Origin of the sequence: Shewanella oncorhynchi, assembly GCF_012584455.1 — a bacterium.
GTDB lineage: Bacteria > Pseudomonadota > Gammaproteobacteria > Enterobacterales > Shewanellaceae > Shewanella > Shewanella oncorhynchi.
Window position 1 is genome coordinate 55,717 of the sequence record NZ_JABAEB010000005.1, and the last position, 19,493, is coordinate 75,209.

The window sequence follows — 19,493 nt, forward strand, 5'->3', positions numbered from 1 at the left end:
TGTTGAAAATGTGTTAAAAAATATTCTATTAAAGTCATTTTCCTATTTCGCTTTTACTCAGGCATCTTTGGGCGACTTGGTAGATGATGGTGTCGACTTGTTGCTGGGTAAGGGCTTGGGTTCTGAGTGTTGGGATGGTGCCGACTAATTGTTTGTGGTTGAGGATCGGGAACGGTGGTTTTGATTGACTCGTGACATACCAGCCGGGGAATACTAGGACTGGGGTTGATGATACTGGTGCCCCTGTAGCCTTGGTTAACCATTGGCTGACCCACTTGGCTTGGCGTTCTGCTTGTTCGATTGGTTTGGTTTCTGTCCATGAGGGGAAGTTTAATCGCCCGTCTTTGTAAAATACTTGATAGCCTTTTTTACCAGAGCCTGGGCCAGTTCCATTGGTTTGGAGTAGGTCTTTGTTCCGTTTATGGCGGCCTTTGGTTTCAATGGCGAATACGCCATTTTTGCCTACGACAAGATGGTCGATGTTAAAGCCGTCGGCTTGGATATCGTGAAACACTTGATAACCCAATGCTTGTAAGCCTATGAGTTCATTGGCTGTAGCGATTTCTGCTGTATGGCCAAGGCGTAATTTGATGAGCTTGGAAAAGAGTTTCCAAGTTTTAATGCCGAAGTAAATTACTCCTATTAAACCTGTTAAGGCGAACAACCAAGGGAATTTTCCGACTGTGATATGCGCTTGGATGCTGCTGGCGGCAAATGGAAGGCAAACAATCAATAGTCCCATCATCATGCAGCCGATTAAATCTAATTGCAGATCATGGATTTGCTCTTGTAAGCCATAGGCGGGGATACGGGTCAGTTGCTCACGATCAACGGGCAGCTTGACGGTTGCATCGCGATGTTTGAGCAACACATACATCACACCCACTGTGACAAGAAGGCCAGACAGAAGTATCCCGTAGGATAAAAGAATGCTGCTGAAATCGGTCATTTACGTCCCTGAAGTAATGCGAGTCAATAGTTAACCCGATGACATAACCCGCTAATCAAATGTACTTATTATTTTGGAAAGTGGTGGCAGACTTGTCTGCTTAGAGTTTGGGCGCACATTGCTGATTTGCTTCTTCTTCCCTAAATGGCGTGCTCGATGATTGAGTTCGAGTTTGCCCTGCATTTTCCTTAAGTGGTCACACTTTTTACTTTGTGGTCACACTTTAACCCGCTCTATACGGTTTAATCAATGCGTTTTATCACAAAAACGTATTTTAAATAACAACTTGTAGACAAATTACTTCGGTGGAAAGATCTGATAGGCATCATTTGTAGCACAACGTTTTTAGATCCTGATATTTTTCCTTACTAAACTTGCCGATCTACACAAGTGTTAAACAAGATTAAGCACTTCATGTAAATAACTGCCCGTAGTAAGGATATTTTATATCACCTCATCGGACCAGTTTCAGGTGTCAACATACTAATTATAATATTTTTTTGAGTTTTTAATCATTATTCTCCCATACTTAATATTTATTCTGATATTGGCTGTGACAAAACTTATTAGTCTGTTGAATGACTAGGTTTCTCAATTTTAATTTTATGGCCAATTTATGTGTGTTGATTTTATTTTTGTTAAGGAAATGTATGAATAAGGCTTTATTATTTTTTTCATTAACCCTACCTTTTTCAGCTGCTTGGGCTGCTAATGAAACGTTTAGGGATGATATGGAGAGCCAAACTAGCATATTGGAAACGCTTAGATCTGCGGATATCGATGAGATAGATGAGATAGATGATATAGATGAGACAGATGGTCCAGATAACCATTTGGAAGCTGGTCACAGTCATACTTATATTCGTTGTTGGTATAGATTAGATCAAACGCATAATAATCCTGCAACTGAACATAGGTGGGCAAAGCAAAAGGACAGTGATGAATATTATTCTATTCAAGGCGCTTGGAGACATAAGCTTTCGGGTAAAAATATGTTTTATACAGAGACGTCACAAGATGAAATCATGCAACGGTGTGTCGATACATTAGGGGTTTCAAGCAACGAAGTCGCAGATATTACCTTCTTTGCTGCTAATGAAAAATTGTCATTTAATCAGACTATCTGGACGCAAGATAAGGCGGATCAAGGGAATAAAATTAACAAAATCATCGCATTTGGTGATAGTTTGTCTGATACGGGAAATTTATTTAATGGTTCTGAGTGGCGATTTCCAAATCCTAACTCTTGGTTTTTAGGTCATTTTTCTAATGGATTTGTATGGCCGGAATATTTGGCTAAATCGCAGAATATTCCTCTGTATAATTGGTCTGTTGGCGGGGCCGCAGGTATTGATGAATATAAGGTTATTCCCGGTTTAGGTCATCAAATACAATCCTATTTTCATTATTTAAAAAAGGCTGAAAATTACCAGCCTGCAAATACGTTATTTACACTTGAAATTGGCCTTAATGATTTTATGAATTATAATCGTGAGGTTAAAGATGTGAGTCAGAACTTAAGTGATGGGTTAAAACGTTTAGTTGATGAAGGCGGGGCTCAGCATATTATTTTATTCACATTGCCTGATGCTACGCGCGCACCACAGTTCAAGTATTCTACTCAAGATAATATTGTAAAAATAAAATCAAAAATTGAAGAGTTCAATGGCTTTATTAAACAGCAAGCTCTGTTGTATCAAGCAAAAGGTATAGATCTAGTGTTGTTTGATGCTCATTCTATCTTTGATGAAATTATTCAAAATCCTAAAGAGTATGGTTTTGTTAATGTTACAGATGCTTGTTTAGATATCAATAGAGATAGTAGTAAAGATTATTTGTTGTCACACAGCTTAACAAAAGATTGTGCCTACTATGGCTCTGATAAGTATCTGTTTTGGGGGATCACTCATCCAACGACTGCTGTGCATAAAGTTTTTGCGGATAAGATTATTGAAACAGGTTTTTTTAATCGTCATTAACAGGCGAATAGTCGCGAGTAAGATATTTTGGTTAAATATATCTCTAAATAATCAATAATATGGAGGTAAGCCAGTCAAAGCTGCTTTACCTCCATGAGTCAATTGTAATTTAAGCCAGTAAAGCCACATCTTTTTGCATTTTTTAGCACCGCTTTTAAATTGCCCGAATAATGCTGATACTTTGAACTGTGGTGAAATCATGTTACTTGACGTGTTGCTCGCCGAGTAGAATGAGCTGCTAAGTAGTATTAGCTAGCTTATGCTTTGTTTTATTGAAGGAATTGCTCACAAGGCCAATCGTTAAGACAAGTATTAAAGATGCGTTTGGGGAAGGCCGCTTTAAATCTCAAGCGCTGTTAGACGAGTAAGCGCTGCCCGCTTACATGATGTACATGAATTCAAAAAGCAGCATAAGGGTAAAAAATCGAGTCAAGCTTAACATCCTCAAACTCAGGATGTGTAGTGTTCATGGATTTAGTTTATGTTTAGTCCGCGGTCAGTATGAGTGGCGACTCTTCAGCTGCGTGAGTTTTTGCTGGTAAGGCTGCATGTATAGTGCTGCGAATAAGCTCTAGCTGATATCTGCGTTTGGCATTGAAGCGGATTAATGGCAGTTTGGCGCTTTCGCAGGCTTGCTCGATGAGGAGGTCGCGTTGCTGATTACGTGTTTGCTTATGGCTTTTATCGTCGAGTTCGATGGCGGCGATAACTTCAAGTGTATTTTTGTCGCAGAGTAAGTAATCGAAGTGCTTGGCTGAAATTCTATTAAAGGCAATTTGCCAGTGTTTGCGGTTCATGCCTTTTTCTGGGGTGATAACGTCGGCGATACGCACTTTGCCCAAAACTCGGAATTGTTCGCCTACAGCTTGATCTAATATCCCGAGAAAGGAGCGTTCAGCACTGGAAAATAGGGCGTCTTGTTTACGGTAGCGATAGTTATTATCTGAAGATGGGATAAGCAGATTAGTGAAAATGCGTAAGAGTAGCGGCACGAAAATGATAATCGCCAAACCCAGCCCGATAAGTATTAATTGATTCGAATTCATCATTACATCCTTGTTTAGTATTGTCATTGTAACTTGTTAAGTACATATCCGTTAGCTGCTAGTACTTTTATGCCAAAAATAATGAGTCTCTGAGTGTAGTGATCACATCTTGTTAGCCACTACATCAACAGTCGTACCGATATTATCAGTACGCATACATCTTAACGATAAAATGCTTCAACTGTGCCTTTTACTGCGAGTAAAAGAGGTTGGCCACGACGGTCTAAGGATTCATTATGGATGGCCATTTATTTTAATGTTTTATGCACTTTAGTTTTCGATTTTTTGAGTTATGCTAAATGCAGCATATAAATTTGCGGGTATCTCTATGTATTTTAAAAGTATCCTTGTTTCGTTGCCTTCTGTTTACGCAATTTTGTGTGTGCTTGGTTGTGGTTTTTTCGCGGGCATCATTGTCGCCGCTGAGGTGCAATCGGCTACTTTTTCTAACGTGTTGCGTGCCGATTTTCGGCATCGTCCTCCTGAGATGGTGCTTGATGAGCGAACTAATACTATGACGAGTCCGTTAAAGGATATTCTTGAGGAAGCGGCGGCTAAGGTCGGTTATCGCGTCGAATGGAGCGCGCGTCCTTTTGCACGCAGCATTCATGAGTTGCGGGTAGGCACGGTCGACATTGTGCCGCGCACGATACGAGACGAAGAGCGAGAGGCATTTGTAAGGTTTCTTGGTCCTATCGGCACTCAGACTCGCGATATTTTGTTTCTCGTAAAAGCCGGCGAGGAAGGACGGATTAAGTCCTATGAGGATTTGTATCAGGTTACTGTAGGGGTTAAACGGGGCACAGTTTATTTTGAGCGTTTTAATACAGATCCCGCGCTACGTAAAATTGAGTCTACCGATGATGAAAACATGGCTCGCATGTTTATCATGGGGCGTTTCGACACTATGGTGGTGCTCGATCGTGCCGCCATTGAGAATGCCTTCAAGCAGCTCGGTTACGATCGTTTTAGCTATGCCGATTACCGTCAGTCAAATCGGATCGAACATTATTTTGGTATGTCCCGTAACTCTACCCATGCTGCTATTTTCGATGAACTTAATCGGGCGCTGCTTGATATGGCTGCATCGGGCCGTGTAAAACAGATTTACCAGGCCTATGGTTTAGCCGCAGAAGTTGAATAGGCAAACAAAAACGGCCAATATTAATTGGCCGTTTTTATGATCTAGCTCTTTGCAAGCTTAACGATAAAAGGCTTCAACTGTGCCTTTTACTGTGAGCAAAAGAGGTTGGCCGCGACGGTCTAATAATTCATTATGGATGGCCATTTATTTTGTTTTTATTTTGTCTGCCATTTATTTTTTTTATAAACAAAATGCTTGCTGCGATAGGGATGATTTGTTATTACTGGCGCATGAAAAAAATATACGTAAGCGCAATTAACACCACCACTACCACCACGAGAATTCTCGGGGGGTAGTTTTTTGCGTCTTTAAAAAAACCCTCTGAGCGAAATCGCCAGAGGGTTTTTTTATACCTTGGTTTTGTATTTCGCTCAGATTTTACTTAGGAGAGAATGATGAAAACACATCGCGAAATTGCAGAACAACTTGACCTATTTCACTCTGAACCACAGGCGCCGGGTATGATTTTTTGGCACCCGAATGGCTGGGCGTTATTCCGAGACATTCAAGAGCACATGAGGCGCGTGTATCGCCGAAATGGTTTTGAGGAAGTGAACACGCCTGTTTTTATGAAGAAGGAGTTATGGCAAACGTCTGGGCATATGGACATGTTTGCAGAGAACATGTTTTTCGGTGGCGGAAAGGAAAACATGGATGAATATGTGTTAAAACCCATGTCTTGTCCTGCCCATATTTTGCTGTTTAAGCGCGGGGTACATAGCCATAGAGATTTGCCACTGCGACTATTTGAGTTTGGCTTAGTGCACCGTAATGAATCCTCAGGCTCGTTAAATGGTTGCCTGCGCGCACGCCAGTTCACTCAGGATGATGCCCATGTTTTTTGCTGTTGGTCTCAGGCAGAGGAGGAGATACGTGGTTTTCTCCAGCGTGCAAAGCAGGTTTATGGTGATTACGGCTACCATAATTTAGACGTAAAAATATCGACTAAACCTGAGAAGGCATTAGGCAGCGATGAACAATGGTGCCGAGCACAAAAGCTACTGGATTCAGCCTGCCAGATTGAGGGCTTTGATGCCGAGTATCAAGCTGGCGAAGGGGCTTTTTATGGTCCCAAAATTGAATTGTCACTGACAGATTCTATGGGAAGACGCTGGCAGTGTGGCACTATCCAGTTTGATTTCAATTTGCCTGAAAGATTCGATGTTCAGTACACCAATGAGCAAGGTGAATTCGAACGGCCAGTGATTATGCACCAAGCTATGTATGGCTCTATCGAGCGTTGGTTGGGGATTCTCTTGGAAGTCTCACAGGGTAACCTGCCGGATTGGTTGCATCCCGTGCCTGTTGCTATTGCCTCTGTAAATGAGTCAAACAGCCAATTTGTCCGTCAGCTAGCCACATTATGCTTAGCACGAGACATGCGAGTGTTGGTTGATATCAGTCAAAACTCAGTTGCCCGCAAAATGAAACGTTTTCACAAGCAAAAAGTGCCTTATATCTTAACGGTTGGAGATAAGGAAGAAGCCGAGAAGTATGTGTCAGTTAAGTGCCGTAAAGACGGTGTGATGACTCACATCCCTCTTGCTGAATTAGCTGACTATCTTGCGGATAAACTAGTGCGCAAACAATAACGTAAGGAAGACTGTGTTTGTTATCTAAGGCTAGCTAGGGTTCCCACTGCTAGCCTTTACTCATTTTATGATCCAGCTCTTTGCGCTAAAGCTTAACGATAAAAGGCTTCAACTGTGCCTTTTACTGTGAGCAAAAGAGGTTGGCCGTGGCGGTCCATGATTTATTGCGGATGACCATTTATTTTTTGTTTAAATTTTTTCAAAGGTAACATTTTTAGGAGGGAAACTATTAGGTAATGATCCTGATCTTATTTTTCTTAACAATAAACCAGTCAATAGAGAGGTTATATTTTCATCAAAATATTCTACATCTGGCGATCTAGATGCGATTATTGCAGTGCCCCATGTCTCACTGTCTTTCAGATCGGAAACAACCCAAAATATGCAATCACCATTATCCGTTACGCCTATTGGTAAAAGGCCATTAATTTCTGGATAGAGATTATATTTAAAATACTCTGGGTCTTCATTATTAAGGTAATTGAAATCCTCAATGATTGATTTCTTCTGCTCAAAAAAATCAAGGTCATAATTTGTAGTAAATGGATTGAATATCGCAATAAAATCGGCAATTCTTCCTGTGCCATAACGATTAATAAACGCAATGTAATCCCTGGGAAAACTAAGACCTTCATCTATAGAAGGCCAAACGTTACCAATCCCAGATTCATTAGGGATGTTAGGGGGAACTAAAATGCTATTTAATACAGATAGGGTCATGATCTACATTCCACGAGGATTAAGAAGAGTAATGCTTTCAAAGAAACCACCACTACCTTGAGCATTCACTGTTATACCTGCCGGTATTCTGGAAGGACCTTTATATATTGGAGTTACCGAGACATCAACTATTTCTCCTCTCTCTCTAACGCTTTTCTCTAGCGAATCCCCAAATAAACTTAATGATATTCAAATAAGTAGGCATGCATAATGCTATTTGCTTTAATCCATTTCGCCAAAAACCGACTAGATAGCTGTTCCGAATAGTCGTTTACTTCACTGGTGCAGTTTCAGCAAGTAGTATTGAATTAGTATCATTTGCTGCTGGGCAAACAAAAACGGCCAATTAGATTGGCCGTTGTTATGATCCAGCTCTTTGCACTAAAGCTTAACGATAAAATGCTTCAACTGTGCCTTTTACTGTGAGTAAAAGAGGTTGGCCGCGACGGTCTAAGGATTTGCTTGGCACTTTTACCCAACCTTCACTGATGCAATATTCTTCGACATCAAAACGCTCTTTGCCGTTGAGCTTAATACCGATATCGTGCTCGAAAATTTCTGCCACATGGTGTGGGCTGCGTGGGTTAACGGAAAGGCGATCCGGTAAAGCAGGTAATGATGTTGTGTCGGTCATGGTCGTGATCTGTCATTGTCTATAGTGAAAAAGCGTGCGCTATTGTAGGCAATCCCAGCGCAACGCTCAAGACTTTAACTGTGACTGATTACGCGCCTTGCGTTACAAGGTTAGGTTGTCCTGTTAGGACGCTGCTGTTAGGACACTGCTGTTAGGACACTGTGCCGCAGCTGGAAAAGGCTTTCAGCACTCGGCCGTTTTCTCTGCCCATGACTGAGCGCAAATAAACCTTGGCTAATGTGTCGGCATTGATCGCACTAAAACCGGGAAAATAGTCCTGATAGCTCGCTAACGACTCGCTTAATACCGTTGGGCTGACAATGTTTATTCGCTGCTGCGCAGGTAATTCTCCCGTGACGGCGGTAACAAAATGCTCAAGTGCGCCATTGATTGTGGCTGCACTGATGCCATCTTTTACTGGGACATCGGCAATAATGCCACTGGTTAGCGTAAAACTGCCCCCAGCGTTGAGGTATTGGCTACCTATTTGCACTAACTGTATCTGCCCCAATAACTTACTTTGGAGCCCTGTATACCAGTCTGCTTGGGTCATAGCGTTGAAGGGTTTAAACACGACGTCACCCATGGCCGAAATCATTGCATCGACTTTACCGATTTTTTCTAGCCCTTGATGGAGTGAATGTTCATCCCGAATGTCTATCAGGACATCCCCCGTTGTTCGCCCTACCTGAATAACTTCATGCTGAGTTGAATGAAATAAGCTGACTATGGCTTGTCCGATTGTACCTGATGCACCTACTACGACTATTTTCATGACATGCTCCTAAATTGAATACAAATTGAGGATAGTCTGGTTAATTAAATAGAAAAAGCGCATATAATCACCACATTGTTTCGTTAATAGGTTTAATTGATGAATCTCACTCATCTGCAGTCATTTATGCTGGTTGCCAAAATGCACAGTTTTAGCGCTGCGTCTGAACAACTCGGCGCTTCTAAAGGCTTAGTGTCGCGCCATGTTAAATCCCTTGAAGATGAAATGGGTTGTCAATTACTCCACCGAACCACTCGGCGAGTATCAATGACCGAAGCAGGGCAAGCGTTATATGGTAAAGCCTGCGAAATCGAGAGGCTGGCCAATGAAGCTGGGCGTTTAGTGCAGGATTTAACGCAGGACTCCTGTGGCACTTTAAAATTCACCGCTCCAACGGAACTGGGCAAAAAATTGCTGAGTCCTATGCTGCTCCAGTTTATTGCTGAGTATCCTCAAGTGAAACTCGAACTGTGTTTTGAGCAGAATATTCAAGATGTTGAGTTCGGCAAGTTTGATCTCGCCTTAAGAACAAGCATTGCGCACAGCGATAATCTGATCGCCAGATATCTTGGCAGAATTCGCCATGTCTTAGTGGTTGCGCCCGCACATCCCGCAGCCGCAGAAGTTCGTCACCCTGATGATTTACGCCATTATCGTCTATTGTCTTCGGGCGAAACTCAGTGGGTGTTTGAACCGCTCGCAGGGGACAGTCTCACATTCACTTTTGAGCCTGCACTGTGCAGTTCAAACTATGCCACTACGCATTTGCTTACTTTGAGTGGTACAGGTATCGCTAGCCTGCCTTATTATTTGGTAGAGGAGGATATCATTCAGCACAAACTCACTTTGCTCGTTCCCCAATGGCAATGCTATCCACATGAGTTGTATATGGTTTATGCCAAGCAGAGCCATTACCCAAAGAAGCTGCGCGATTTACAACATAAGCTACAAACTTGGTGCGAAACCCACTCAAAATATGTGGGTTAATGAGTCAAAGCGTAATCGCATCAAATCTTATCCGGCGGAGGGCGGAGCTTTTAGAATAAAGTGAGGCAGAGTACACTGCCGCGCATTGAATTTTTGTATTTGAATGTAAAGTCAAGCAGGCTTTTACCATGCAGGCATAAAAGAGCGGCGATGAACCAAGCGTTATGAACGACGACATTAGTATCTCGCTGCCCTCGCTGATCCATCGAATTGGGCGGGAGGCGGTTAAACAAGCTCAAGCGATTGCAATCCAATATGATTGCGAGCTTAAGCGTGTGCGGCGTTCGAGAAATTGGTGCATGGTTGGCGCGGCGATCAAGATCCAATCCTGCACCGCTCGTTTACAAGCCGAGCAGCTAGTGATGGTAGATGGAGCATTTCGTTATCTTATTCAAAAGCTTGAGTCAGCCTTGCTGCAACATGCGGACAAACTTGAACCATTAGACGCTAAGCTGATTCGGCTTATCACAGACAACCCTGCGATTACCTTAGGTGAGTTGATGCAATTGACTCAATGCACAGTCACAGAGGCCAGATTAGCACGTTTTCAAGCTGACTCTTGGTAGTTTGTCTGCTGAGTGTTTTTGCTTTGAAGGTTTATTTATGGCTTGTTGTTTCTAACACTTTTATTTGATTTTCGATTTGCTCGGCTTCAGCGGTCAGCATTGAGTAGGATCTAATATCGCCTTTTCTCTGGGCATGCATAGCTTGTTCAAGCTTGGCGTTATATTGCTGAGTTAATTTTTTTAAGGGATTTTTCTTAAATATTGAGAACATGGCCATTTCTATTGGATTGGGTATTTGAGCTTATATACGTAGGCAATGGGATTTAAGTTTTACTTTTTGAAATTAAAAAATCCCACAATCTCGCAATCCTTCAATTCCACTGCCATCGGCCTCAGCAAGGCTGAGGCCTTATCTTACATTTGCAGCAAACTAATGGGTTGCTATGTCTTATCTAGCTTACAACCCATTGAAAATATTTTAAATCTTAAACTGACCGACGAGCTTACCTAAGTTAATTCCTTCCTGCGACACGGTTTGGCTGACTCTGGCAGCATCTTCGCTGGAATGGAGTAACTCATTCACTATCTCTTGGATGGCGAACACATTACGGTTGATTTCTTCGGTCACAGAGCTTTGTTCCGTGGCCGCCGTCGCAATTTGGGTGCTCATGTCGTTAATTGCCGTGACCGCCGATGTCACTGAACCAAGGCTTTCAGAAATTGCACGGGAAGAGTCTACCGAGCGCACGCAGCTTTGCTGACTTTCTTCCATCGTTTTTACTGCCAGTGCGACAAGCTTGTGCAGTTCAGTTAGCATCTCATTGATTTCTAAAGTGCTTGATTGCGTTCGGCTCGCTAAGTTACGCACTTCATCGGCCACCACGGCAAAGCCTCGGCCCTGTTCTCCGGCGCGGGCCGCTTCGATGGCTGCATTTAATGCCAATAGGTTAGTTTGCTCAGCAATACCGCCAATCACTGACAGCACGTTGTTGATTTTTTTAGACTGTTCGCTCAAGGATTGAATACTGCCCGCCGCATTGTTGATTTGCGCCATGAGTGCCGAAATTTCTTCTAAAGAAGCATCGACGCAGCGCTGAGCATTGGCTACATCGCCAGTGGCAGCGTGAGTCGCTTCAGCCACTTGCGTGGTATTTTGCGCTACTTCGCTGGCGGTGGCTGACATTTCAGTAATAGCGGTAACCACTTGATCGGTTTCATTGTTATGGCTGATGAGTTGGCTCGACATGACTTTGGTTTGATCGTGAATCGCGTTGGCGGCGGTTTTAACTTTAGCCGTCGCGTTTGCCACATCGCCTATGATGGTTTGGAGTTTATCGACAAACAGGTTAAAGGATTGACCTAGTTGTGCAATTTCATCTTCACCTTTAACAATAAGACGTTTGGTTAAATCGCCTTCGCCTTTAGCTATATCGTTTAAGTTATTCGCCATATTTTTAATTGGCGCGACCATACGTTGTGCGGTGATCAGAATAACAACGGTAGTAATCGCGGCGAGTAACAGCGCAATTAACAGAATGGCATAGGATTTTTCGATCATCTGCTCAGTGACCGTCGCACGATAATCCTCAACGACAGTGTCGATATCATCGATATAGACTCCCGTGCCTAGCATCCAGTCAGTGCCAGGGATCATCATGGAGTAACCGATTTTTTCAATTTGCTCATTGGTATTGGGTTTTTGAAAGTAGAACGAGAAGTTACCGTCCCCTTTTTTAGCGGCATCGAGTAAACCGACAATGATTTTAGTGCCGCGGGGATCTGTCATATTAATTTTATTTTGCCCTTCGAGGTTGGGCATGACGGCATGGAACAGGTTTTTACCTTGGGAGTCGTAAATAAAGAAGTAACCAGAACTGCCAAAACGGATATCACGTAGCGCTTGGTTTACATTGCCATTTTCTTTTAAAGACAATTGATACTGCACTATTCCTGCGGCAATTTCGGTGGCTTCTTTTATTTGTGTTTTACGTTCACCGATGAGCTTAGTTCTAAAGGTCGTCACTTCATCTGCAAGGGCGTCTTTTTCGACATAATAAGAAACTGTCATGAGTACGAACAAAGTAAAAATTAAAGGGAATAACGACAACAGCAGTAATTTATTACGTAGGCTGAAATTAGACATGCTTGACGACTCCATGATGAACATCTCTTTTATTGCAGGGCAGTATAGCTAATTTCCCGCATTCTTAAGTGCTTAAGTTAACAAAAATTTAATGGAAATCGATAAAATGCGCGCTGTTGATTGATTCCAAAATCGTTAACTATGCTGTGAATCTAGGCCTTTCTTTTGATCTTTATCAACACTATACGGGCCCAATGAGTTCACTATATTAGCTTAAATTGATGCAAAATTAGCTAGAGTTGGTGCAGGCTGGTGCAGGTAGTGGCGAACAGTAAGGGCTGGGTTGTGACAAATGAAAAGCTGATCCTAACGCTGAAAATCTGCATTACTGTAGGCATTTGTCTTATTGCGCTGGGCATCTACTTGCATAACTTTAATGAAACTGTTGAGGCGATGGGCGTGCAAGGGATTATTATCAGCGCCATGTGTGTCGCCTTTGGCATGGCCTTGTCATTACCGACTAAGATGTATTTAACCTTTCTGTTGGTTAAGCGTGAAACTGAAAAACATCCATAATGTGTTTTTGCACAGAGTGTTACTCTGCGACTCATTGGTTTCCTCGCCTTCTTGATACTCAATCTAAGCAGTCGCTTAACCTTGCTATTCAACCCACCAAGCTCAGCCGTAAATGCCCTGATTATGGTTTTTAACATAATTAACCCAAGACTAATGGGCCAAAAACACCGATAATTCCCCCTTAATGACTCATTACCAATGACGCGACTTGGTCGATGGGCTGCTACAGACTCGCATATTTAGTGGAAATCATATTCAATGGAAATCAAAGTTAATTTTCTCGACAATCTTAGACTTGAAGCCAAGTTTGATGATTTTACCGTGACCGCCGATCAGCCAATCCGCTACAAAGGTGATGGTTCAGCGCCTAGTCCGTTTGACTATTTCTTAGCGTCGTCAGCCCTGTGTGCGGCCTATTTCGTGAAGGTATATTGCAAAGCCCGTGATATTCCAACGGATAACATTAGACTGTCGCAGAACAATATTGTCGATCCAGAAGATCGCTACAACCAGATTTTCCAAATTCAAGTTGAGTTACCCGAAGATATTTCGGAGAAAGATCGCGAAGGTATTTTGCGCTCGATTGACCGTTGTACGGTTAAAAAAGTGGTGCAAACTGGCCCAGAATTTAAAATTGAAACCGTTGAGAACCTAGATTCAGACGCCAATGCCATGTTGATGGGCCAGCCTAATGGCGCATCGAGCACCTTTATTCTGGGTAAAGATCTGCCGCTGGAGCAAACCATTGCCAATATGACGGGCATGCTCGCCGATCTTGGAATGAAGATAGAGATCTCATCATGGCGCAATATCGTGCCGAACGTGTGGTCACTGCACATTCGTGACGCCGCTTCGCCAATGTGTTTCACCAATGGTAAAGGCGCGACCAAAGAAAGCGCGCTGTGCTCGGCACTCGGCGAGTTTATTGAGCGTCTGAATAACAACTTTTTCTATAATGATCAATTCTTTGGGACTGAAATCGCCAATAGCGAATTTGTGCATTATCCCAATGAAAAGTGGTTTGCGTTAGAAGAAGACGATGCGCTGCCAGCGGGTATTCTCGATGACTATTGCTTAGAGATTTATAACCCAGATGACGAGCTGTGCGGCTCGCACTTGATTGATACTAACTCGGGCAATATCAAACGCGGCATTTGTGCGATTCCTTACACCCGTAAATCTGACGGTGAAACGGTTTACTTCCCATCGAACCTGATTGAAAACCTGTTCTTAAGCAATGGTATGAGTGCGGGTAATAACCTGCAAGAAGCCCATGTGCAGTGCTTGTCAGAGATTTTTGAGCGCGCTGTAAAACGTCAAATCATTGAGCAAGAAATTGTCCTGCCCGATGTGCCTATGTCTGTACTAGAAAAGTACCCAAGCATCCTCGCGGGCATTAACGGTTTAGAGGAGCAAGGTTTCCCGGTTGTGGTTAAAGATGCCTCACTCGGCGGCCAGTTCCCAGTGATGTGCGTCACCCTGATGAACCCGAAAACTGGCGGTGTATTTGCCTCCTTTGGCGCGCACCCAAGCTTCGAAGTGGCGTTAGAGCGCAGCCTAACTGAATTACTGCAAGGCCGCAGCTTCGAAGGCTTAAACGATGTGCCAAAACCGACCTTTAACAGCATGGCGGTCAGCGAGCCAGAAAACTTTGTTGAGCACTTTATTGATTCAACAGGAGTGATTTCATGGCGCTTCTTTAGCAGTAAATTTGATTATGAATTCTGCGAATGGGATTTCTCTGGCACCAGCGAAGAAGAAGCTGACGGCCTGTTTGGGATCTTAGAAGCGTTAGGTAAAGAGGTGTATATCGCCGAGTTTACCGATTTAGGCGCATCGGCGTGCCGTATTTTAGTTCCTAATTATTCTGAGATTTATCCAGTTGATGACTTGATTTGGGATAACACCAACAAGGCGCTGGCGTACCGTGAAGATATCTTAAATCTGCATTCGTTAAGCACTAAGCAATTGGCTAATTTGGTCAACCGTTTAGAAGAAAGCCAACTCGATAACTACACGGATATTCGCACCTTAATCGGCATTGTATTTGATGAAAATACCGTGTGGGGAAAACTGACGATTATTGAGCTTAAGATCCTGATTTATTTGGCACTTGGTGCACACGAAGACGCGATTGAGCTGGTCGGTGAGTTCCTGCAGTTTAACGACAATACCGTTAAACGTGGCCTGTTCTACCAAGCCATGAATGCTGTGCTGGAAGTGACCTTAGATGAAGAGTTAGAACTTGATGATTTTATCCATAACTTCAACCGTATGTTCGGTAAAGAAGTGATGGACAACGTCGTTGGCTCAGTCACAGGAAAAGTGCGTTTTTATGGTTTAACTAAGACCAGCATGCAGCTCGAAGGCATTGAGCCGCATTTAAGATTGATTGAAAGCTATAAGAAGTTGCATCAAGCCCGTAAAGCTGCGAAAGACCTGAATTAATTCTGTTATTTGGCATTAGCTTCATGTGTTTAAAAGCGAACCTTTTGGTTCGCTTTTTTGTTTGTTGCTCTTTTGATTCGCGCTTCTTATGAGCACTTGTGGCTATCATTTATTAAGGGCGCTTGTTATTGCTATGTGTGGTTTGAAATGTTCAGCCCGCTTAGGCTGTATTTGATATAACTCGATTTTTGCCGTTACGTTTAGCTTGATACAAGGCCGCATCGGCCCGCTTAAGCGTTTCTTCATAGGACTTATCCAATGGTTCGATAGAGGCGACTCCAATGCTTACGGTGGCAAACAAGCCATTGACAGCATATTTTTGCAGTTCAGTGTAAAAGCAATCGCAGAGGTATTCTGCAAATTCAACCGCTTGCGAATGCTCAACCCCAGGTAGGGCAATCACAAATTCATCGCCACCAAAACGATACGCGCTATCGGTTTTTCTAAATTGAGTTCGGCAGGTTTCGGCAACTGCGATGATGATTTGATCGCCAGCATAGTGACCCAACTGATCATTGATGGACTTTAAATGGTCTAAATCGAGGATCAAGATTGAGGTGGGAATACGGTGGCGCTGAAATATATCGAATTGAAAGGTTAAATCACGTTCTAAGCGGCGACGGTTATACAGCCCTGTCAGCTGATCGGTATCGCTTAGTTGACGTAGTTGCAGTTCAAGTTCATGCCGCTTGGAAATATTACTGGCGACCCAAAGCACCACAGGCTCATCATCAACCAGAAAGTCTAGTGCTTGAATGCGTCCCTCAAACCAAATGGGTTGTTCAGGGCCTATATCGGGTAAGCCTTTGACATCTTTATTGCTCAATTCATATTCTTCGATCAGTAATTTTCGGCTGGTTAATGCACTTTCGATAACCTGTAAGAAGTAATTGAGTTTGTCAGCCTTTAACACATCGCTAAGATACAAGCCGATTAGGCCACTACCATCGTGGTAATAACGGTCATCTTTACCACCGAAGACGGCAATGTATTTACCACTTTTTGACAGAACAAAAGTAGGATCAGGAAGTGCATCAAGGACTAAAGCCATTTCTTCTATTTTGATCATCGATTAAAATCCCTGTGGAAAATCACCCAACCTTAAGTCCGCGTGTCCAAGTTATCATAGATAAACTACTCTTTGGCGCTTTAGCCGCGAATGCATCCTGCGAACTCATTACAATTTAGCCGCTTTTGTGGGTAACAACAAACCATAACAATATGCCGTACAATTTATTTGTCGTCGCGATTTTACCAAGGCATCAGAGCGTTCGATGGCGCAGAGTTGTATCCCTGTTGAGGCTTAAAACCTAAGTCATGCGATCGTATCGAGTCAGTCGTGATGTCTTGAACTTTAGCGTTTGTGCTTATGTTCAAAAAGCTTCATTGCGGTGTTTAGTGGACAGATGATTTTCGAGTAGAATCTAGGGCCTTAATTGTGGTTTTAATTTTACACAGGGATTTATAATGCATACTGCAGATGATTTTATTGAACATTTAGCGCTAGAGCAGCATGTTGAAGGCGGTTATTACCGCTCATCCTATCGTTCAGAAACGGCATTTGATCAGACTCGGGCATTATGGAGCAGTATCTATTTTTTGCTGCGTACGGGAGAGGTTTCCCATTTCCATCGTCTGACAGCTGATGAAATGTGGTATTTCCATGCGGGGCAATCGCTGACGATTTACATGATTGATCCTGATGGGGTGCTAACGACGGCGCAATTAGGGCTTAATATAGCTGCGGGCGAGCGGCCACAGTTTTTAGTCCCTAAGGGCTGTATCTTTGGTTCAGCCATGAATCAAGATGGTTTTTCATTAGTGGGTTGCATGGTATCGCCCGGTTTTACCTTTGATGATTTTGAGCTGTTTAGCCAACAAACTTTGTTAGCCCAATATCCACAGCATAGTGACATCATCCAACGTCTGAGCCGTTAGGGAAGTGCTAAAGTCAGTTAAATTTAGCCAGTTGATTCGTTAAATGGTAACTTGGTTGACATTGCCTCATTCGGCAAAACCAAGGTCGCTCTGAGTCATTAAATTTGACTCAATAGTAAGATATCCCCGCGACAAGGCTTGTCTATTGGCGTTTAACCACGTAAAACATGCTTTTTGGCGTACCTCTATGTACCAAGTGTTATGGAGTAATTGAATTTGGAACACTTAGTGTGGGAGCTCGATCCTGTATTAATCTCGTTTATGGGACTAAAAATACATTGGTATGGAGTCCTGTTTGCTGTTGCTATTACTGCTGGTTTTCAGGTGATGAAGCGGATTTATATCAAGGAAAATCTCGATCTTGAGTCCCTTGATAATTTACTGATTTATTGTGTGGTTGGCATTATTGTGGGTGCGCGTTTGGCCCATTGTATGTTCTACGATCCGACTTATTACTTTGCTCATCCGCTTAAGATCTTGGCGATTTGGGAAGGCGGACTCGCCAGCCACGGTGGTGGTTTAGGCGCGATTCTGGCCTTGTATTATTACCAACGTAAAGTGAAGCTACCATTTCTGTTTTTGTTGGACAGACTCGCGATCGCCACCGCCATTTTTGGCTTTTTTGTGCGTATGGCAAACTTCGCCAACTCAGAAATTTTAGGCGATCCTACGACTCAACCTTGGGGCATTATATTTGCCCGTGTCGACATGTTGCCAAGACATCCAGCACAGCTCTATGAGGCTTTCGCTTATTTAGCTATCTTTATTGGTCTGTATGCTTTGTATCAATACACGCAGATTAAACAAAGACATGGGGCTATTTTCGGCCTGTTTCTGGTGTCGGTGTTTAGTGCGCGAATTGCGATTGAGTCGATTAAAGTTAGCCAAGCGGCTTACTCTGAAACTTTCTTAAGTGCGGGACAACTTCTGAGCTTACCGTTTTTAGCCGTAGGTATAGTTTTGTTGTTCTTGGCGTATCGAAAGAAAACCGTTTAAATCTGAATATCAAACGATTAAAAAAGGCTTTCTATCTAGATAGAAAGCCTTTTTTATGAATGAATTAATCATCAAGTATGACGTTAGGTTGTCTTCACTATATTGGTCACCTGCACCATGGCATCCCGAGCGGAACGGCTCACGCCCGAGAGTTGGAAGAAACCATGGATGACGCCAAGATAACGACGGCAGTGGACATTGACGCCAGCCTCTAATAGATTCCTAAATAGCTGTTCACCTTCATCGACGAGTGGATCGAATTCGGCGGTGATGATATGGGTTTCGGGTAAGCCTGCTAAGTCATCACGGCGTAGTGGACTGGCTTCGGCATCGGTTCTGGGGTGCCAATCTAAATACAGATCGAAACCTGTTAGCAAGGTGTCGCGGGTGATGATGTATTTCTCGCCATTGTCGCTATAGCTTTGGCTCTTCGCGGTGGCATCGAGCATAGGATAGATAAGCACTTGTTTCTGTGGCAACCATTGCCCTTTGGCTTTTAAACGCAGGCAAGTGACTAGGGCTAAATGGCCGCCGGCGCTGTCGCCCATTAGGGTGATCTTAGTGTTATCACCGCCCCATTGGGGACAATGTTGATAGATGACTTCTGCGGCATGGCAGGCATCGTCGTGGGCAGCGGGATAAACATGTTCTGGGGCGAGGCGATAGCGAACGGCGATCACCAGTGCGCCAGAATCATTGGCGAGTTTTCGCAGTTGTTGATTATGGGTTTCAACGCCGCCACTGACAAAACAGCCACCATGGTAGTAAATGACGATAGGTAAATTGTTTGCCGCCGAGGGTTTGAACAGAGTTAATTCTGCGCCATCGATGGAAATAGATCTAACCTCGAACACCTCTTCAGGCTCACCCGCGAGTACAGTGCTGGCAATATAACCTTGTCTACGTTGCTCAATACTTTGCTCTCGCACCGATGGGCAGCCCGCCGCGATAAACTCGCTAACCAATTGTTTAATTCCCTCTTCTAAATAGAGTTGGCTCATTTAATACTCCCTCAATTTTTAGTGCGCTCGGCTGTTCTGCAATGGGCTGAGTTTATCGGCAGCTTAATTGAATTGGTAGCCTAGATTCACACTCAGCCATGAGCTCTATCATGATTGCG

General features: G+C 43.3%; 18 protein-coding genes and 2 pseudogenes. 9 read left to right on the forward strand and 11 right to left on the reverse strand.

Annotation, left to right across the window (positions count from 1 at the left end; translation table 11 throughout):
* Positions 1 to 34: 34 nt before the first annotated feature.
* Positions 35 to 949: a nuclease-related domain-containing protein gene (locus HGO26_RS09005; RefSeq protein WP_168824685.1), complete on the reverse strand. Its 915-nt coding sequence runs from the start codon at positions 947 to 949 to the stop codon at positions 35 to 37.
* 650 nt (positions 950 to 1,599) lie between these two features.
* Between HGO26_RS09005 and HGO26_RS09010 the strand changes: the two genes are divergently transcribed.
* On the forward strand, positions 1,600 to 2,928 hold the full coding sequence (locus tag HGO26_RS09010; RefSeq protein ID WP_211085868.1) for an SGNH/GDSL hydrolase family protein: 1,329 nt from the start codon (positions 1,600 to 1,602) through the stop codon (positions 2,926 to 2,928).
* A gap of 485 nt (positions 2,929 to 3,413) precedes the next feature.
* Here HGO26_RS09010 and HGO26_RS09015 read toward each other — a convergent pair whose 3' ends face one another.
* The gene (locus HGO26_RS09015) at positions 3,414 to 3,974 is read right to left on the reverse strand and encodes a DUF2726 domain-containing protein (protein ID WP_168824687.1); all 561 of its coding nucleotides are present in this window, start codon (positions 3,972 to 3,974) and stop codon (positions 3,414 to 3,416) included.
* A gap of 161 nt (positions 3,975 to 4,135) precedes the next feature.
* A pseudogene (locus tag HGO26_RS09020) lies at positions 4,136 to 4,216 on the reverse strand (DUF3297 family protein); the annotation flags it as partial.
* 86 nt (positions 4,217 to 4,302) lie between these two features.
* Between HGO26_RS09020 and HGO26_RS09025 the strand changes: the two are divergent.
* Complete coding sequence (locus HGO26_RS09025; RefSeq protein ID WP_247651519.1) at positions 4,303 to 5,118, forward strand: substrate-binding periplasmic protein; 816 nt, start codon at positions 4,303 to 4,305, stop codon at positions 5,116 to 5,118.
* Between the two features lie 57 nt (positions 5,119 to 5,175).
* Here the strand turns inward: HGO26_RS09025 and HGO26_RS09030 are convergent.
* Positions 5,176 to 5,244: pseudogene (locus HGO26_RS09030) on the reverse strand (DUF3297 family protein); the annotation flags it as partial.
* Between the two features lie 269 nt (positions 5,245 to 5,513).
* On the opposite strand from HGO26_RS09030, the gene thrS reads away from it, so the two are divergent.
* Positions 5,514 to 6,710 (forward strand): threonine--tRNA ligase, encoded by a 1,197-nt coding sequence (gene thrS / locus HGO26_RS09035; RefSeq protein ID WP_168824691.1) that lies wholly within the window; start codon positions 5,514 to 5,516, stop codon positions 6,708 to 6,710.
* 189 nt (positions 6,711 to 6,899) lie between these two features.
* On the opposite strand, the gene HGO26_RS09045 is transcribed toward thrS, so the two are convergent.
* The 3 genes from HGO26_RS09045 to HGO26_RS09055 form a co-directional block, all read right to left on the reverse strand.
* Entirely contained in the window at positions 6,900 to 7,430 is a 531-nt protein-coding gene (locus HGO26_RS09045; RefSeq protein ID WP_168824693.1) for an SMI1/KNR4 family protein, read from the reverse strand.
* Between the two features lie 388 nt (positions 7,431 to 7,818).
* Positions 7,819 to 8,064: a DUF3297 family protein gene (locus HGO26_RS09050; protein ID WP_006080205.1), complete on the reverse strand. Its 246-nt coding sequence runs from the start codon at positions 8,062 to 8,064 to the stop codon at positions 7,819 to 7,821.
* A gap of 151 nt (positions 8,065 to 8,215) precedes the next feature.
* Positions 8,216 to 8,839 (reverse strand): short chain dehydrogenase, encoded by a 624-nt coding sequence (locus tag HGO26_RS09055; RefSeq protein ID WP_168824695.1) that lies wholly within the window; start codon positions 8,837 to 8,839, stop codon positions 8,216 to 8,218.
* A gap of 99 nt (positions 8,840 to 8,938) precedes the next feature.
* On the opposite strand from HGO26_RS09055, the gene HGO26_RS09060 reads away from it, so the two are divergent.
* Positions 8,939 to 9,826, forward strand: a complete 888-nt coding sequence (locus HGO26_RS09060) for a LysR family transcriptional regulator (RefSeq protein ID WP_168824697.1) — start codon at positions 8,939 to 8,941, stop codon at positions 9,824 to 9,826.
* A gap of 164 nt (positions 9,827 to 9,990) precedes the next feature.
* Positions 9,991 to 10,392, forward strand: coding sequence for a ribosome recycling factor family protein (locus HGO26_RS09065; protein ID WP_168824699.1), 402 nt, complete (start codon positions 9,991 to 9,993; stop codon positions 10,390 to 10,392).
* Positions 10,393 to 10,423: 31 nt separating this feature from the next.
* Here HGO26_RS09065 and HGO26_RS09070 read toward each other — a convergent pair whose 3' ends face one another.
* Together HGO26_RS09070 and HGO26_RS09075 are read right to left on the reverse strand one after the other, a co-directional pair.
* Entirely contained in the window at positions 10,424 to 10,603 is a 180-nt protein-coding gene (locus HGO26_RS09070) for a DUF6435 family protein (protein WP_028759324.1), read from the reverse strand.
* Between the two features lie 207 nt (positions 10,604 to 10,810).
* Positions 10,811 to 12,475 (reverse strand): methyl-accepting chemotaxis protein, encoded by a 1,665-nt coding sequence (locus HGO26_RS09075; RefSeq protein ID WP_168824701.1) that lies wholly within the window; start codon positions 12,473 to 12,475, stop codon positions 10,811 to 10,813.
* 285 nt (positions 12,476 to 12,760) lie between these two features.
* Between HGO26_RS09075 and HGO26_RS09080 the strand changes: the two genes are divergently transcribed.
* Both HGO26_RS09080 and HGO26_RS09085 read left to right on the forward strand, forming a co-directional pair.
* On the forward strand, positions 12,761 to 12,991 hold the full coding sequence (locus HGO26_RS09080) for a hypothetical protein (RefSeq protein ID WP_113939077.1): 231 nt from the start codon (positions 12,761 to 12,763) through the stop codon (positions 12,989 to 12,991).
* Positions 12,992 to 13,249: 258 nt separating this feature from the next.
* Complete coding sequence (locus tag HGO26_RS09085; protein ID WP_168824703.1) at positions 13,250 to 15,439, forward strand: OsmC domain/YcaO domain-containing protein; 2,190 nt, start codon at positions 13,250 to 13,252, stop codon at positions 15,437 to 15,439.
* Between the two features lie 160 nt (positions 15,440 to 15,599).
* Here HGO26_RS09085 and HGO26_RS09090 read toward each other — a convergent pair whose 3' ends face one another.
* Positions 15,600 to 16,508 carry a GGDEF domain-containing protein gene (locus HGO26_RS09090; RefSeq protein WP_131523762.1) on the reverse strand — a complete coding sequence of 303 codons (909 nt, stop codon included), beginning with the start codon at positions 16,506 to 16,508 and terminating at the stop codon, positions 15,600 to 15,602.
* A 398-nt stretch (positions 16,509 to 16,906) separates the two neighbouring features.
* On the opposite strand from HGO26_RS09090, the gene HGO26_RS09095 reads away from it, so the two are divergent.
* Both HGO26_RS09095 and lgt read left to right on the forward strand, forming a co-directional pair.
* Positions 16,907 to 17,377 carry a cupin domain-containing protein gene (locus HGO26_RS09095; protein WP_168824705.1) on the forward strand — a complete coding sequence of 157 codons (471 nt, stop codon included), beginning with the start codon at positions 16,907 to 16,909 and terminating at the stop codon, positions 17,375 to 17,377.
* 216 nt (positions 17,378 to 17,593) lie between these two features.
* Positions 17,594 to 18,373: a prolipoprotein diacylglyceryl transferase gene (lgt, locus tag HGO26_RS09100; RefSeq protein WP_131523760.1), complete on the forward strand. Its 780-nt coding sequence runs from the start codon at positions 17,594 to 17,596 to the stop codon at positions 18,371 to 18,373.
* 83 nt (positions 18,374 to 18,456) lie between these two features.
* Here lgt and HGO26_RS09105 read toward each other — a convergent pair whose 3' ends face one another.
* On the reverse strand, positions 18,457 to 19,374 hold the full coding sequence (locus HGO26_RS09105) for an alpha/beta hydrolase (protein ID WP_168824707.1): 918 nt from the start codon (positions 19,372 to 19,374) through the stop codon (positions 18,457 to 18,459).
* Between the last annotated feature and the right edge of the window lie 119 nt (positions 19,375 to 19,493).

Coding starts and splice junctions, on each gene's coding strand:
- HGO26_RS09075 (WP_168824701.1), bottom strand. CDS start 12,475: ATGTCTAATTTCAGCCTACGTAATAAATTACTGCTGTTGTCGTTATTC.
- HGO26_RS09050 (WP_006080205.1), bottom strand. CDS start 8,064: ATGACCGACACAACATCATTACCTGCTTTACCGGATCGCCTTTCCGTT.
- HGO26_RS09090 (WP_131523762.1), bottom strand. CDS start 16,508: ATGATCAAAATAGAAGAAATGGCTTTAGTCCTTGATGCACTTCCTGAT.
- HGO26_RS09005 (WP_168824685.1), bottom strand. CDS start 949: ATGACCGATTTCAGCAGCATTCTTTTATCCTACGGGATACTTCTGTCT.
- HGO26_RS09045 (WP_168824693.1), bottom strand. CDS start 7,430: ATGACCCTATCTGTATTAAATAGCATTTTAGTTCCCCCTAACATCCCT.
- thrS (WP_168824691.1), top strand. CDS start 5,514: ATGAAAACACATCGCGAAATTGCAGAACAACTTGACCTATTTCACTCT.
- HGO26_RS09055 (WP_168824695.1), bottom strand. CDS start 8,839: ATGAAAATAGTCGTAGTAGGTGCATCAGGTACAATCGGACAAGCCATA.
- HGO26_RS09085 (WP_168824703.1), top strand. CDS start 13,250: ATGGAAATCAAAGTTAATTTTCTCGACAATCTTAGACTTGAAGCCAAG.
- HGO26_RS09070 (WP_028759324.1), bottom strand. CDS start 10,603: ATGTTCTCAATATTTAAGAAAAATCCCTTAAAAAAATTAACTCAGCAA.
- HGO26_RS09065 (WP_168824699.1), top strand. CDS start 9,991: ATGAACGACGACATTAGTATCTCGCTGCCCTCGCTGATCCATCGAATT.
- HGO26_RS09025 (WP_247651519.1), top strand. CDS start 4,303: ATGTATTTTAAAAGTATCCTTGTTTCGTTGCCTTCTGTTTACGCAATT.
- HGO26_RS09060 (WP_168824697.1), top strand. CDS start 8,939: ATGAATCTCACTCATCTGCAGTCATTTATGCTGGTTGCCAAAATGCAC.
- HGO26_RS09010 (WP_211085868.1), top strand. CDS start 1,600: ATGAATAAGGCTTTATTATTTTTTTCATTAACCCTACCTTTTTCAGCT.
- HGO26_RS09095 (WP_168824705.1), top strand. CDS start 16,907: ATGCATACTGCAGATGATTTTATTGAACATTTAGCGCTAGAGCAGCAT.
- HGO26_RS09105 (WP_168824707.1), bottom strand. CDS start 19,374: ATGAGCCAACTCTATTTAGAAGAGGGAATTAAACAATTGGTTAGCGAG.
- HGO26_RS09015 (WP_168824687.1), bottom strand. CDS start 3,974: ATGAATTCGAATCAATTAATACTTATCGGGCTGGGTTTGGCGATTATC.